Below are 14,339 nucleotides of genomic sequence, written 5' to 3'. Positions count from 1 at the left end.
GTGCCACCATGGATAACGGACAGGTTAGCCTCGCCGTTCAAGCCTCTTCGGCTTGAAACTGATATCATCTTCCCGTTATTTCTTATCTCTTTACTTGGTTAAAAGAATAAAAATTTCTTTTTCTTTTTGATTGGTTCGGGTATTTCTTTGATAATATTTTTTCCTTCCACTAACAACTCTGCATTCTCTTTGAATAGATAGACATAATCGATACCATAATTTTTATCGATTGTTTCAAATGCTTCACTCATTTTGAATGAGCGATTACCAACATTATGAGCATCGGAAGCGATGAAATGAGTAAGGTTCGCTTCAATAAGCTGTTCCGAGAAGGTTTTAATTTTTTTACCAAAATAGCCGCATAGACTTGATGCTGTAACTTGCGTTAAGGCACCCTTTTGCACGAGCTGGTACAACTTTTCCGGACGTTCCATAAGCTCGGCATTTCTTTCCGGGTGAACAATAATCGGGGTTAGCCCCTTCATTTGAATATCGAATAAAAGCTTTTCGCTATAACCCGGTACTTGGCTTGATGGGAATTCAATAAACAGATATTGACTATTGTTCAATGTCTGAATCTCGTTTTTTTCATAGTCTGCTAAGATTTCACCGTAAATTCTCGGTTCTTGTCCAACTAGGATCTCGACGTCAATCTTTTCTTGTTTGAGTGCTTTGTTTAACTCTAAAACCTTTGCTTCAATCAAAGGCTTGCGATTATCATAACTATGATTCAAGTGAGGGGTGGCAATGATCGTATGAATCCCCTCACTTGCTGCATGTCTCGCCATGATTAGACTGTCTTTAATATCTTTCGCGCCGTCATCAATTCCCGGCAAAATGTGACAATGGATATCAATCATACTTCCAACCTCCTCCTATTTTTATAAGTTACTAGCTTCACATATAAGCAAAAAGAACTATTTCGTGGCGTAATAATAGTAATAATCGGTGTTTTCAAGCTTCTTGTTGTTGAGCACGACACCTAGTAATTTACTTTGTGCAGAGTCTAAGATTTCTTTGGCTTTTACCATTTGTTCTCTTTCGGTACGGCCGCTTGAGACTACAAGCATCGCCGCATCACATTTATTTGCTAAAATTTGCGAATCAGCAACCGTTAATAATGGCGGTGTATCAAAAAGGATAATATCAAATAGTGATTTCCCGTCTTCAAGGAACTGTTCCATTGCTTGGGAACCAAGTAACTCTGCTGGGTTCGGTGGAATCGGCCCACTTGTTAAGATAAAGAGATTTTCAGCATCTGTTTCTCTTACTGCTTTATCCAGTGTCATTTCTTTTGTTAATACACTGGTTAAACCATAGGTGTTCACCTGATTAAATGTGTAATGAGCCGTTGGTTTCCTCATATCAGAATCCACCAGTAGAACTTTTTTTCCTTGCTGCGCAAATACGACAGCTAAGTTTGCTGTTGTGGTCGATTTTCCTTCCCCAGGACCAGAGGAGGATACCATTAAAGTTTTGATTTCTTTATCAATGGAAGAAAATTGGATATTAGTTCGAATCGTCCGGTATTGCTCGGAAATTGGTGATTTTGGATCAGACAACGCCACCAATGTTCTACGATTTGTCGGTTTCTTCTTGTCATTTTTAAGAGCCAACTGTCTCACCTCTTTGTCTAACTTTCCGTTCCGTTCTGCGCTTATTATTCTCCGTAATTTTCGCTTCATCCATAATCGCTATGACACCGAGTACTGGTACGCCAAGAAGTTTTTCAATTTCTTGTTCATTCTTGACCGTATTATCGAAGTATTCTAATAAGAAAGATGCTCCGACCCCCGCCATTAATCCTACTACCATCGCAATGGCAATATTAATTAGAGGCTGTGGCTTAATTGGCGATAGGTTTTCAGCTACCTCTGCCTTGGCAATAACACTTACGTTATCCACATTCATAATTTTGACGATTTCTTTTTTAAATACATCAGCAGTTTTATTGGCAATTTTAGCCGCTAATCCTGCATCCGGGTCTTGAACCGATAAATTCACAACCTGTGAGTCTTTTTCATTTTGCACTGTAATTTTTTCATTAAGCTCACCTACAGTCATATCTAGCTTTAACTCTTCGATAACTTTATTAAGGATAGCCGGGCTTTTTATGATTACATTATAGGTGTTAATTAATTGAAGATTTGTTTGTACTTCATTGTATTGATACGTAGTCTGATCACTTTTTGTCTGATTGACAAGTAGCTGTGTCGAAGCTTGGTAGATAGGTGTGATGAAAAAATAACTAATGATACCACTAACGAGTACCGCTAGAAATGTTATGCTCAAGATTAAACTTAATCGTTTGCGTAATGTTTGAAGTAACTCTTTTAAACTAATCGTTTCCTCCATGATGACCTCCTAAAAAATTTCCATGTTAAAACATAAAAAGAATTATACCATAAAACTTTGACGAAAAATGTGTTTTTTTACATTTCTTTGTAACTTTTTTACCAAATTGTTTCCTGAAAACAACGAATAACCGTAAGGCTTTTTTACTATTTCTTATTCTCTAAGAAGCTATTTTGTTTAGCACATAAACTATCATACACCGATTTGTGGATTTTTGTAGATATATATCGAAATTGGAAATAATTTAGTAAGTTTATCTGTTATAATGGATGTGGAAATCTATATGGGGGTAAACTATATAATGAAGGAAAAAGTTTTTACAGTGGTACTCGGAATTGCCTGTGTGATCGTCCTTTTTATCGGCCAGTCTTATTGGAAACAGCAAATCGCTGCCTCTGCGAAGGATAAAACGGAAATGACAGAGGAAACAACGACTGAACACGAAATGAAGGATCAAACTGATGTGGTTGCTTATGCAAAGAATTGGCCAGAAAGTGCTGTTAATCGTTTTAGCCAAGCTGTCGAAGGAGACAAACCCTTTCATATCCTTTTTGTCGGATCGCCAGTGATGGCTGACACTTACGAAAACGTAAAGAAGCAAATGACCGATACATACGGGAAGAGTATTAAATTGGATCTTCAGACCAATGATCTAACCTCGACTCAATTTATTGAAGGTGCAACGGACGAGGAAGCTGCCGCTAAGCAAGCCGATATGGTCGTGATTGAACCGTTTTTATTGATTGATAACGGTGATGTGGGTATTGAAGAATCCTTGGACAATCTAACTGCATTTGTAGAAGCGATTAAGGAAGCCAATCCTGAAGTTACCGTTTTACTTCAACCATCCCATCCGCTTTATAATGCTAAATTTTATCCGGTGCAGGTCAGCAGGCTTCAAGCTTATGCCGAAGAGAACCAGCTCACCTATCTTGATCACTGGAGTGCTTGGCCAGATCCTAAGAGTGAAGAAATCATCGAGTACCTTAATGAAGATCAAAGCCGCCCGAGTGAAAAAGGACTTCATGTTTGGTCTGAATTTTTAGAAAATTATTTTATCCATAATGAAAGTGCATCGAGCTGATGCACTTTCTTCTATATTAATTTGCTGTTAGTTTCATTAGGTCTAATTTCAAATCCTCAATCAATTCCTGGACAGTAATCCCGCCCTCGTGTAAGCCGCGTTCATAGGCTTTTTTTACTATTTCAGAGAACTCACGATGCTGTTCTTCTTCATTCTCCTTCTTTCCCATTCGACACGAATCTCCTTTCTTCTTTTCCATCAGTCTACTAAACTTCACTATTTTTGTAAATAATTTGTCAATCATTGAAATCTTACGTTTGTGTGACAGCTCGAAGGGACAACAGGTACGGATAGTTCTATAGAACTACTTTTTCTGAAATTCTTGTGTATTTTGGTTCTAGGAAGCGGTCATAGAACCACTTTTGCTCAAAACCTCTTGTGTTTTGGTTCTATAGAGCAGTTATAGAACCACTTTCTCTGATATCCTCTTGTGTTTTGGTTCTATAGAGCGGTTATAGAACCACTTTTGCTCAAAACCTCTTGTGTTTTGGTTCTATAGAGCGGTTATAGAACCACTTAATCAGAAGATCCTCTTGTATTTTGGTTCTAGGAAGCGGTCATAGAACCACTTTTGCTCAAAACCTCTTGTGTTTTGGTTCTATAGAGCAGTTATAGAACTACTTTCTCTGATATCCTCTTGTGTTTTGGTTCTATAAAGCGGTTATAGAACCACTTTTGCTCAAAACCTCTTGTGTTTTGGTTCTATGATTTCTGGTTTTCCTTGTTCTATAAAGGAAGAAATCTGCCAGCATTCGTCGATATGGATAAGAAATCTACCAATTCCGGCATGATTATCAAACATTTGCCCAATTATGAAGAAAATCATGGTAAAATATGAATAATATACTAGAAAGATAGAGGTGATGGGAAGTTGAATAAAACGATGGTCCGCGCCGTATCGACAGCCGCTGTGCTTTCGTCGGTTTATGCGGGGTCGGCTTACGCCAATACATACACTGTTCAAAAGGGAGACACTTTATCGAAAATTGCCTCCAAGCATCAAACAACTGTGAGTGCGTTGAAGAGCTTAAACGGCTTAACATCAGATCTTATTTATGCGAATCAAACTCTTAAGATTTCTGAAGCTGAAGCGCCAACTGTACCTGTGCAACCAACGACTCCAGTGACCACTGCTAGCGAATACGTCGTCGTTAGCGGCGATTACCTCGGGAAAATCGCGAAACAATTCGGGATGTCCGTAGCGGAGTTGAAATCCCTTAATGGGCTAACTTCCGATCGCATCTATGTTGGAGATCGACTCAAGGTTTCTGGACAATCGACGGTTGTTACTCCACCACCAGCGAATAACACCATTGCACCACCTCCAGTTGCAGACACAAGTGCTGAGTATGTCGTGAAGAGCGGCGATTATCTTGGCAAAATCGCGAAGCAATTCGGCATGTCTGTTGCTGAATTAAAATCACTCAATGGCCTGACTTCCGATATGATTTATGTTGGGGACAAGCTGAAGGTAAAGGGAACAGCTCCGGTGGCAACGGCACCAGTTACGCCAGCGCCAACACCGACTGCACCTGCTCCAACAACCCCAGCTCCGGTTACGGGTTCTGAATATACCGTCGTCAGCGGGGATTACCTTGCCAAAATAGCTAGTCAATTCGGGATGTCGGTTTCAGAGCTGAAATCACTTAACGGACTTAGCTCCGATTTAATTTATGTGGGGCAAAAGTTGAAGGTTACTGGAACGGCAACAGTCGCGCCTACCACTCCAACTGCACCGGCGACTTCCAGTGTGATTGATATTGCGAAGAGCTTAATGGGGATCCCATATGTATGGGGTGGATCCAGCTTGAGCGGCTTTGACTGCAGCGGCTTTATCTATTATGTTACGAATCAATCTGGACAAAAATTAGGCCGTACTTCGGCAGAAGGGTATCACGCCCGCGCTTATTACGTTGACCAGCCACAGCCAGGTGACCTTGTCTTTTTCAAAAATACATATAAACAAGGAATCTCTCATATCGGCTTTTATCTTGGCAATAACCAATTCATCCATGCCACTGATAACACTGGGGTTACGATCTCAAACCTCGGCACTAGCTACTGGCAAAAGCACTTTGATAGCTTTAAGAGATTCTATTAAAATCGTAAAACCAGGCTTTCGCAGCCTGGTTTTTATTTTTCCAAAATATGTATATTAGGGTCGTTTTATGTTGAAACTGTATTTATATGTCATACGTCCTGTGGAGTGGAAATGATTCTGTTATACGGCTCTGTCATCCTATTTAATTTATTTGCTTTTCTGAAGGTGAAAAAGTTTTCGTGGAATATCATCCTGCATATTTGGGTCTTTACCTGTGCGTTTCAACTTCTTTTTGATGTATTTATCGACTTAAAGTATCATGGCTATTGGTATGTCACACAAGGAATCGATTGGTCGGCCTTCCCTGCTTATACGATGCTAATCCCTCCGGTCAATTTACTCTTTCTCCATTGGTTTCCTTTTCACCAATCGGTGTTGCGGAAAATCATTTATATCACGGGTTGGGAGATTTGCCTGCTTCTATATGAATACTTGGCCACGATGCCTGAGCCTGTAGGTTTTTTCCACTACGGCTGGTGGACCTTGTGGCATTCTGCCCTGGTTAATCCGGTGTTGCTTATCATTTTAGTGGGCTATTATAAGCTTGCCAACACCTTAGAACTAAAGGCAACATTGAACCATTCCAACCATCGGATCACACCGTGATGCACTCAAGATTCTTGGGTGCTTTCCTTTTGTAACTGAGCAGCTCTTCTTTTTCGATAAATAGTTCTTTCAAAAGTGCAGCCAAGGATACCGAACAGCAATCCATAAAAAAGACCGTTGAACACCGGCATATCTAAAAAGAAGAACAGGCGCGAGTGTTGGAAAAACGTATAGTCGTGCCAGAATAGTCCAAGGTCCATGCCGACGACCATCCCAGCAAAGAATCCAGAGAGATAGGTTCTTCGGCTGGCTTGTCCGTGGAATTTTCTATCATTGTTGGCTCTCGCCGCGTTAAACGCCTGCCAGATGGAAAAACCGTAAAGGGACGGGTAAAACATGCCCCAGCGATAATCGATCACATCATGAGCTTGGGTAAAGTCGCCATGAAAGGAATGAACGAGAGCTAAGTTCAAGTTGGAATTTAGATTCACGAGGATTTCAAAGGCGATTAACACAACCCCAACCAAATAATCCTTGTTGTAAAATTGCCCGAAGCCTGGTAAAAGCATCGACCACAGCATTGCAGCATAGGGGGATTTGTACTCGCGCTTTTGTCTCATCTGCCTAGCCTCCCTTTTCCTATATAATACTTCGATTGTTGGCGGGTTTGGGGATATCTGCAAAAAATTCAAACATTTTGGTAGATTAGTTATATTTGTATAACAATTCAACCAGGTCGATTCTACTAGAGTTTGTCGATTTATGTCTTACGATTTCTAAAACCTCTAGCCCGTGATGTACGTCTAATTAAGTAGACAGAAAAAGATTTTGACTTGGGGGCATTCCAATGAAAAAAGTATTAATTGCCTTGTTTGTGGCGCTCGTCCTGTTTTGTGCATCCGGCGGGCTGGATCGCTTCGTATCCAAGGGTGATGACCACGTCTCTGGAGTGGTAGCGGACCAATAATTTTTTTTGCATGTATAAGAGAATGATAGTTTGGCAATGATGATGATAACAATTCATTTGGGAGGGAAGTTTCATGAATGAGAAATTATCATTGTCCGAGTTTACTAGTGAAGATGGATTTGAGCTTAGCCAATACCTCACCCAGCTTTTCGACTATGTTGCCAAACTAGGAGTCCCTCCTGAAAAGACGAACGAGGATTCCATGAAATAGTGCGCCAGGCTTTTGATGCCTGGCTTTTTTGTTGTGCGGATGCGGTATAATGGCGTTATGAGGAAGTGATTTTTATGGTACAGGCTATCGTTCTTTTTCTGATGGCAGGATTGGCGGAAATCGGCGGCGGCTATTTGATCTGGCAGTGGTTGCGCGAGGGCAGGCCGGCATATTGGGGTCTGATTGGCGGTGTGACCTTAGCGGTGTATGGCGTGATCGCGGCGTTTCAGACCTTCCCCTCCTTCGGCAGAGTGTATGCTGCCTATGGTGGAGTGTTTATCATCTTGTCGGTGTTATGGGGCTGGTTGGTCGATAAGAAAACACCTGATTTTTATGATTGGCTTGGTGCTGGGATTTGTTTAGTCGGAGCTGCGGTGATTTTGTTCGCTCCGCGTCATTAAAGGGGGGTTTTGTGTTTTTATGAAGGGGAAGATTATTTTATTAAATGGGGTATCAAGCTCAGGGAAGACGACGCTGGCCGAGGAGCTTGTTCATAGTTTGCCCGGGTATTTTCGCTTGAGCATTGATGATTTTGATGGGTTGATTGAAGGGATGGAGGACCGGGAGAGTGGTGAGCGGTTGATTCCGGTGGATACGGAGGTGTTCTTCCATCGGACAGTGGCGATGTTTTCAGATCAGGGCGTGAATTTGGTGGTGGATCAGATTTTACATAATGAAGAAACGTTGAGAGATTGTATGGAGATTTTGCGGGATTATCCGGTGCTATTTGTTGGGGTGCACTGTCCGGTTGAGGAGCTTTGTCGCCGGGAAGAGTTGCGAGGCGACCGTCGTATTGGCCAGGCTGTTGGCCAGCTTGATTTTGTTCATCAGCAAGGGGAAAATTATGATGTTGAAGTGGATACATTTCGGGATGGGCTTGAGGAGTGTGTGCGGAGGATTGTTGAGAGGGTCCAGGGGTTGGAGGAGCCTCGTGGGTTTTCTTGTGAGTTTGTAGGGTAGTTTGTTTCAGTAGGTATAAGTGGAGGATTCGGAGTTGGCATGTAAATTCTTAAAGTGGCACGTAAGGAATTATTACTGCCTGGCTACCTCCCGGCTTTTTCAGAGATAAAGATGTCGGTTCTTGAGGAATTCGCAGGTAAAACGCGATTTTCTGCTGGTAACTTGCTGAAATCCGCAGGTATCGCACTATAATCCGCAGGTACCTGCTTGTCTCACTATAAAACTACTTAATAACTCCCACTCTCGGCTATTAAAATAACCTCTGCCTGGCTACCGCCTGGCTTTTTCAAAGATAAAGATTTCAGCTCTTGAGGATTTCGCAGGTAAAACGCGATTTTCTGCTGGTAACTTGCTGAAATCCGCAGGTATCGCACTATAATCTGCAGGTACCTGCTTCTCACATTATGAATCTACCTAATAAACTCCCACTCTCGGCTATTAAAATAACCTCTGCCTGGCTACCGCCCGGCTTTTTCAAAGATAAAGATTTCAGCTCTTGAGGATTTCGCAGGTAAAACGCGATTTTCTGCTGGTAACTTGCTGAAATCCGCAGGTATCGCAATATAATCTGCAGGTACCTGCTTCTCACATTATGAATCTACCTAATAATCTCCCACTCTCGGCTATTAAAATAACCTCTGCCTGGCTACCGCCTGGCTTTTTCAGAGATAAAGATTGCAGCTCTTGAGGATTTCGCAGGTAAAACGCGATTTTCTGCTGGTAACTTGCTGAAATCCGCAGGTAGCACACCAAAAACTGCAGGTACCCCCCTCTAAATCAGAAAACACACCCTCCAAAAAACACAAAAAAACAGCGAGCCCCAATCGACTCGCTGTCCCCTAATTACGCTGCTTTTTCCAGTAAAGTCTCACTAGAAACGCTGCGTTTAAATTTGATTGTAAAGTAGCCCAATGTGACGAGCATGAATCCGACTGCGTACGCGAGCAGGATCAAGTTGTTTTGCCACATGAAGCTGAAGTCTCCGCTTGAGATGACGGCTTTGAATGCTTGGACGGTGTACGTCATTGGGAAGTAGGCATTGAACGTTTGCAACGCTTCTGGAATTAACTGCAGTGGGAACGTGCCCGCACTTGTGGTTAATTGCATGATCAAGATTAGAATCGCGACAAAGCGGCCGACATCCGCGAGCGTCGTTACAAGCATTTGGATCAAGGTGATGAACACCAAGCTGGTGATGATCGACGTGACGATAAATAACGGTAGGCTTTGTACTTCGATTTTCAACCCTACTAATAGGATGATATCCACGACTAATGCTTGGATCACACCTACCACGACGATAACACCCAATTTACCTGTGAACCATTGCCACGCCGATTTTGGCTCGGCCGCTGGTTCGCGTAATTGATAGACGATCGTTAATAGCAGGGCCCCGACAAATAATCCAAGCGAGATGAAGTATGGAGCAAATCCTGTACCATAGTTTGGCACGTGATTAATCTCAGACTTCTCGACCTTAACCGGTTCGCCCATCATATCATATGTGTCGTCATCGGCATGAACGGAATTCGCTTGTTCCGCTCCTTCCGCTAATTTGTCCTTCAGTTCAGTCGTACCGTCGGCTAATTTTTCCGTGCCGGCTTTTAGTTCGCCTGAACCATTGGCAAGCTGACCGGTACCGTCAACGATTTTTCCAGCACCGACATTAAGTTCGCCCATACCCGCTGATAATTGGTTCGCCCCACTGGTTAGGGTTGTTGACCCAACAGCAAGCTGATGCACACCTTCCTGTAACTTCGCCTGGTTGGCGTTGATTTCGGCAATACCGCCAATCAGTTGGTTGAAGACGGGATCTGTTTGCTGTTTCAATTGCGCTTCAAGTCCTGATGCTGAACCCGCTAATTGTCCATTAACCTGTGTTTTAAACTGGGTGAAGCCCTGATGCATTCCTGGTGCAAGTGCTTGTTGGACCTGTTCCTGCGTCGGAGCCGCCTGCGCCATAACCGCATTTACGATATTGGCATCGGCGCCATTCGCAATTAACGCATCCTTTAGCGCTTGTTGCTGCGCGGCCATCTGTCCGGCGATTTGTGTGGACATCGCTTGGCCAAGCTGGGCTTCGAACTGATCGATTCCCGCATTTAACTGCTTCGAGCTCGCTTTTAATTGTTGAGTGACTCCCGCCGCGATTCCCGCTGGAAGCTCACTTTTAATTTTCACTGCTCCCGCTTGTGCTTGCGCAGTGCCTGTCACCAGTTGCGGCAGCTTCGAATCGATTTCCTGCAAGCCTTGGTTGATGGCTTGTGATCCCTGCGCTAACTGAGTGGAAGCCGTTGCTGCTTTCTCAACGCCTTGCTCGAATTCAATCGATTTTCCTGCTAATAGTTCAAGGTTTTCCTTGATTTTCGCTACACCATCGTTGAGGTCTGCGGTGCCATCATTAAGCTGAGTCGCGCCGTCGCTGGCTTTTTCTAAGCCGCCGGCCATTTCGGTTACTTTTTCAAAAAGACTTTCAGAGTACGTTGCGATAATTTGCTTTGAGATTTCAGCCTTGATTTCCTTGATCGCCGTTTCCCCGATTTGCGCCGATAGGAAGTTTGCCCCTTCATTCGGCACATATTTGATTTCGAGCTTCTCTGGTTTGTCATCTAGAAGCGTCGTTGCATTTTCAGAAAAATTCTTTGGAAGCTCGACTAAAATGTAATAGTCCTGATCCTCCAACCCTTCGTACCCATCGGATTTATCTACCACGGAAAAATTAAATTTCTTACTTTCCAATAGTTTTTCCGAAAGGTCCTTACCTAAATGGAGCTGCTCCCCTTCGAGCTCAGCGCCCGCGTCCTGGTTGACAATTGCCACTGGCAGGTCTTCTAAATACGCATAGGGATCCCAAAATGCCCACAGGAACATTCCTGCATATAGCACGGGAACGAACAAAATCGCGATAATCGGAATCAACACCTTGCGATTTGAAAAAATACTTTTTAATTCTGCTTTCATGAACTACCTGCCTCCTCTTCTGACCAATTTATTCATTTGGTCATTTTTTGATAAAAATAAGATGACTCGAATGGAGTCATTGATAAGTTGACCATTTAGCCTATTTGGTCAATTCATGGTTAAGAACATCCAATTGACCAATTTACCCATTTGGTCATCTTGCTGCAAAAAAATGAATGGCTTTTCGCACTACGAAGAAAAATTATAATCCTTTTTCTCCATTAGTCAAGCATTTTGACCGTTTTGCTCATTTGGTCATTTTGTAACAAAAATAGAATGACTATCCCTAGCCATTTATTTCGCCAAACCCTTTAATAAATACAGTTCGAACAACTTCGCAATTTCTCCTTGCTCAAGCGGTGGATGACTTTTTTGCCAATCTAATGTCAGCGAAAAGTACATTTTTAGCATCACAAACGCTGTGATTTCAGGGTCACATGGTTTGATTTCCCCTTGATCGATGGATTTTTGAATGATCCCCTTCATATACTGGATGATCGAGTGCTCGACGCGCTGCATCGCCTCGATGACCGTCTGCGTTCCCATCTCCCGCTCTTCCTGAATCAGTTTAATCGTCAGCGCATGGGTGCCGCGGAATTCATGGACCTTCACGAGGACGCGGTTGACCTTCTCTTGTAGCGGAGTGGACTCATCCATGACGCTCTCTACCGCTTCCCGGATATCGGCGATCAGCGTGGTGATGATCGCATCAAATAATTCTTCCTTTGTTTTAAAAAAGGTATAGATTGTGCCTTTGCCAACATTGGCCAGCTTCGCCACCTGCTCCATCGTCGTCGCCTTATAACCAAACAAGGAAAACGACCGCGTTGCTGCTTCTAAAATTAACTTTTTGCGATCAATGACTGCCAATTCATTCACCTCTAATGGACTGACCAAAAAACCAATCTGGTCATTTCTACAAAAAGTACTATAACACGAGGGGATTTATTTTTCAAGAAGTTGTGTTAAATAGATCGCTGTGAAGACAAGAAACCAACAAATCGTGTTAGCTGTAAGCATATACTCCTTTGTTTTCCGTTCGTATTTCCATTCCATAAAGGCTCTTAAGGCGTTGTTTAGGAGGAGAAATACAAATATAAAAATACTTGCGTATCGATATTCAGCAAAGATAAGTCCCATAAAAATTATCAGGTAACTCCAAAAAAGGATTCGCTCAGCCCGCTTGTGGACCAGGTTCACCGGCACATAGATCCAGCCTTTTCTTTTCGCAATCTGATATCTTTTTCGCAGGATGGTCTCTGATATCGTCGATAAAATAAAGAATATGGCTAAAGCGATTAAAATTTCAATGCATTTCACTTCCATCACTTCTTGGAGATTTTATTCTCCAATTAAATAGAATTCTCCTTTTTCCAAGCTCCACCCTCCTCGAATGATCAGTTTTTGGGTATAATAGTGGAATATGGATTTTTTTATAAAGGGGGTCGTGGCTGTGGAGTCGACGACTGCTAATGATAATATATTGGAATTTGCCGGGGAGATTGGCGAGCTTTTGAATGCTCAATCTGCCGAGGACGCGAAGCTCGTGCAGAAGGGCTTGATGCTGTACCGGCAGGGCATGGTGACGCACTTACATATAGATGAGAAAAAGATTACGGCCACGGTTCAGGATGTTACTCCGTGCAAGGTTGAGCTGGACCTGATCTTTCAGCCATTGAGTGAGTGTTCCTGCCCCGGTGATTTTCCCTGCCGTCATCAGATGGCGGTGTTTTTCGCAGCGTATGCGAAGGTGGGCAGCGTTGGCGATTGGGTTACCGAGTGGCGCGAGCCGATGAAAGAGGTTTCGGCACTGACCCAGTTGGGCTTGCAGCGGGCCAAGGATTTGGTCAAGGCAAACGGTGTGTTGAAGCCGGATTATGACCGCTGGGTCGAGTCGTTTGAGGTCAGCTTTGATACGATTCTCAATGCGAAAAAGTACTCAAGCCCGTTTATTATTCCTGAGTTGTACGGAATTTATGAGCGTCGAATCAAAGCCAGTGCACCCGTGGAAAAAGAGTGGCGGCTGCTGTACGAGTTGGTCGGAATTATCGTTTCGTTTCGCAAGCTGGCCGTGCTGACGGAGAACTCCGAGTTTGCTGAGGATTTAGTGAAGCGCTCCTACCTCCACTTGTTTCATAATTTGATTGAAGATGCCGATGAGGTCGTTTTGAAGATCGGCGTTCAGTCGCTGCCGTTTGACTTTGATGCATTTATTTTTAAATTAAAGGATGCCGTGTTTGAGTTATTGACGGTTTGTTCAAACCTGGAATATGAACGGATTTATTTGTACCGGCTGCTGTGGACGAATCTTTTTAAAAAGAAAGAATGGCGAGAGGCAGAGCTGGAGAACATTCGGCTGGGGCTGAAGGATTTGAAAGAATGGGAGAACGACCATCCATTATCGGTCGCTGAAATCCATTTGTGTTTGTTATTACATGAAGACGAGACCGTCGCTAAGCTGCTAAGCAAGATGAATGGTCAGGGGATTGCTCCTTATATGCTACATTGGATTGAACTATTGTCACAGCAGAAAGCGTGGAAACGCGTTGGACCGGTGATTGATCTATTTTTGCAAAAGATAAAAGCGTATTTGGATGCGGTCCAAGCTTATCACACCTGTGCCGGGTTTGTCCGGACGGCTTTGAAGGCGATCTCGCCCTATTGTTCGGAAAATGGCAGGCTTGATGTTTATGAACGGGCGCTGTTGGTTTGTTTGCCCTATAGCTACACGGAATATGAGTATATGTTGTTCGACCAGAAGATGTACGACAAATGGGGTGAGCTGCAGGCGTTCATGGGCTGGAACTTCTACGACCTGCCGAAGGACCGGGTGAAAATCATTGAGAAGGAAAAGCCTGAGATTCTGCTGGGCATGCTCCACCAATCCGCCTTGCACGAAATCAACCAAAAAAACCGGTCCAGCTACAAAACCGCCGTCCGCCACCTAAAAAAGCTCCGGACCCTATACAAAAAACTCAAGCGCGTCGACGACTGGCAATACTTCCTCGACAGCCTAATGGAAAAAACCAAACGATTGCGGGCCTTTCATGAAGAATGCCGGCGGAGTAAGTTGGTGGAGGATTAGAGGTTGGGGTGCCGTTGCGGCGCTTTCGCTGCGGTGGTGCGGCTACTGCGGTACAACAACTGCGGTGCC

15 protein-coding genes are annotated in these 14,339 nt (G+C 43.4%); 7 read left to right on the top strand and 8 right to left on the bottom strand.

Annotated elements, in window-relative coordinates; genetic code table 11:
• Positions 1-98: 98 nt before the first annotated feature.
• The 3 genes from ACWM35_RS20570 to ACWM35_RS20560 are packed head-to-tail and all read right to left on the bottom strand — an operon-like array spanning position 99 to position 2,355.
• A complete protein-coding gene (locus tag ACWM35_RS20570; RefSeq protein ID WP_454820751.1) occupies positions 99-860 on the bottom strand; it encodes a tyrosine-protein phosphatase in 762 nt (253 codons plus the stop codon).
• A 57-nt stretch (positions 861-917) separates the two neighbouring features.
• Positions 918-1,616: a CpsD/CapB family tyrosine-protein kinase gene (locus ACWM35_RS20565; protein ID WP_454820750.1), complete on the bottom strand. Its 699-nt coding sequence runs from the start codon at positions 1,614-1,616 to the stop codon at positions 918-920.
• A complete protein-coding gene (locus ACWM35_RS20560; RefSeq protein WP_454820749.1) occupies positions 1,606-2,355 on the bottom strand; it encodes a YveK family protein in 750 nt (249 codons plus the stop codon). Before ACWM35_RS20560 ends, ACWM35_RS20565 begins: the two co-directional genes overlap by 11 nt.
• A gap of 301 nt (positions 2,356-2,656) precedes the next feature.
• Between ACWM35_RS20560 and ACWM35_RS20555 the strand changes: the two genes are divergently transcribed.
• The gene (locus tag ACWM35_RS20555; RefSeq protein ID WP_454820748.1) at positions 2,657-3,439 is read left to right on the top strand and encodes an SGNH/GDSL hydrolase family protein; all 783 of its coding nucleotides are present in this window, start codon (positions 2,657-2,659) and stop codon (positions 3,437-3,439) included.
• 16 nt (positions 3,440-3,455) lie between these two features.
• On the opposite strand, the gene ACWM35_RS20550 is transcribed toward ACWM35_RS20555, so the two are convergent.
• The gene (locus ACWM35_RS20550; RefSeq protein ID WP_454820747.1) at positions 3,456-3,608 is read right to left on the bottom strand and encodes a hypothetical protein; all 153 of its coding nucleotides are present in this window, start codon (positions 3,606-3,608) and stop codon (positions 3,456-3,458) included.
• Between the two features lie 702 nt (positions 3,609-4,310).
• Here ACWM35_RS20550 and ACWM35_RS20545 point away from each other — a divergent pair.
• Together ACWM35_RS20545 and ACWM35_RS20540 are read left to right on the top strand one after the other, a co-directional pair.
• On the top strand, positions 4,311-5,540 hold the full coding sequence (locus ACWM35_RS20545) for a LysM peptidoglycan-binding domain-containing protein (protein ID WP_454820746.1): 1,230 nt from the start codon (positions 4,311-4,313) through the stop codon (positions 5,538-5,540).
• A 111-nt stretch (positions 5,541-5,651) separates the two neighbouring features.
• Positions 5,652-6,146: a hypothetical protein gene (locus tag ACWM35_RS20540; protein WP_454820745.1), complete on the top strand. Its 495-nt coding sequence runs from the start codon at positions 5,652-5,654 to the stop codon at positions 6,144-6,146.
• A gap of 5 nt (positions 6,147-6,151) precedes the next feature.
• Here ACWM35_RS20540 and ACWM35_RS20535 read toward each other — a convergent pair whose 3' ends face one another.
• Complete coding sequence (locus ACWM35_RS20535; protein WP_454820744.1) at positions 6,152-6,706, bottom strand: hypothetical protein; 555 nt, start codon at positions 6,704-6,706, stop codon at positions 6,152-6,154.
• 420 nt (positions 6,707-7,126) lie between these two features.
• On the opposite strand from ACWM35_RS20535, the gene ACWM35_RS20530 reads away from it, so the two are divergent.
• The 3 genes from ACWM35_RS20530 (at position 7,127) to ACWM35_RS20520 (ending at position 8,224) form a co-directional block, all read left to right on the top strand.
• Positions 7,127-7,264, top strand: a complete 138-nt coding sequence (locus tag ACWM35_RS20530; protein ID WP_454820743.1) for a hypothetical protein — start codon at positions 7,127-7,129, stop codon at positions 7,262-7,264.
• Positions 7,265-7,338: 74 nt separating this feature from the next.
• Entirely contained in the window at positions 7,339-7,665 is a 327-nt protein-coding gene (locus ACWM35_RS20525; RefSeq protein WP_454820742.1) for a YnfA family protein, read from the top strand.
• Positions 7,666-7,684: 19 nt separating this feature from the next.
• Positions 7,685-8,224 (top strand): chloramphenicol phosphotransferase CPT family protein, encoded by a 540-nt coding sequence (locus ACWM35_RS20520; RefSeq protein ID WP_454820741.1) that lies wholly within the window; start codon positions 7,685-7,687, stop codon positions 8,222-8,224.
• Between the two features lie 843 nt (positions 8,225-9,067).
• Here ACWM35_RS20520 and ACWM35_RS20515 read toward each other — a convergent pair.
• From ACWM35_RS20515 to ACWM35_RS20505, 3 genes are all read right to left on the bottom strand, one after another.
• Complete coding sequence (locus tag ACWM35_RS20515; protein WP_454820740.1) at positions 9,068-11,185, bottom strand: YhgE/Pip family protein; 2,118 nt, start codon at positions 11,183-11,185, stop codon at positions 9,068-9,070.
• Between the two features lie 294 nt (positions 11,186-11,479).
• Positions 11,480-12,082: a TetR/AcrR family transcriptional regulator gene (locus ACWM35_RS20510; RefSeq protein WP_454820739.1), complete on the bottom strand. Its 603-nt coding sequence runs from the start codon at positions 12,080-12,082 to the stop codon at positions 11,480-11,482.
• A gap of 48 nt (positions 12,083-12,130) precedes the next feature.
• A complete protein-coding gene (locus ACWM35_RS20505; protein ID WP_454820737.1) occupies positions 12,131-12,505 on the bottom strand; it encodes a DUF4181 domain-containing protein in 375 nt (124 codons plus the stop codon).
• A gap of 133 nt (positions 12,506-12,638) precedes the next feature.
• Here ACWM35_RS20505 and ACWM35_RS20500 point away from each other — a divergent pair, with 133 nt between their 5' ends.
• Positions 12,639-14,270, top strand: coding sequence for an SWIM zinc finger family protein (locus ACWM35_RS20500; protein WP_454820735.1), 1,632 nt, complete (start codon positions 12,639-12,641; stop codon positions 14,268-14,270).
• Positions 14,271-14,339 lie beyond the last annotated feature (69 nt).

It is taken from the genome of Neobacillus sp. K501 (genome assembly GCF_053749995.1).
This window is presented reverse-complemented; position numbering and strand designations above follow the sequence as displayed.

Coding starts and splice junctions, on each gene's coding strand:
- ACWM35_RS20570 (WP_454820751.1), bottom strand. CDS start 860: ATGATTGATATCCATTGTCACATTTTGCCGGGAATTGATGACGGCGCG.
- ACWM35_RS20560 (WP_454820749.1), bottom strand. CDS start 2,355: ATGGAGGAAACGATTAGTTTAAAAGAGTTACTTCAAACATTACGCAAA.
- ACWM35_RS20555 (WP_454820748.1), top strand. CDS start 2,657: ATGAAGGAAAAAGTTTTTACAGTGGTACTCGGAATTGCCTGTGTGATC.
- ACWM35_RS20550 (WP_454820747.1), bottom strand. CDS start 3,608: ATGGGAAAGAAGGAGAATGAAGAAGAACAGCATCGTGAGTTCTCTGAA.
- ACWM35_RS20540 (WP_454820745.1), top strand. CDS start 5,652: ATGATTCTGTTATACGGCTCTGTCATCCTATTTAATTTATTTGCTTTT.
- ACWM35_RS20535 (WP_454820744.1), bottom strand. CDS start 6,706: ATGAGACAAAAGCGCGAGTACAAATCCCCCTATGCTGCAATGCTGTGG.
- ACWM35_RS20530 (WP_454820743.1), top strand. CDS start 7,127: ATGAATGAGAAATTATCATTGTCCGAGTTTACTAGTGAAGATGGATTT.
- ACWM35_RS20525 (WP_454820742.1), top strand. CDS start 7,339: ATGGTACAGGCTATCGTTCTTTTTCTGATGGCAGGATTGGCGGAAATC.
- ACWM35_RS20520 (WP_454820741.1), top strand. CDS start 7,685: ATGAAGGGGAAGATTATTTTATTAAATGGGGTATCAAGCTCAGGGAAG.
- ACWM35_RS20515 (WP_454820740.1), bottom strand. CDS start 11,185: ATGAAAGCAGAATTAAAAAGTATTTTTTCAAATCGCAAGGTGTTGATT.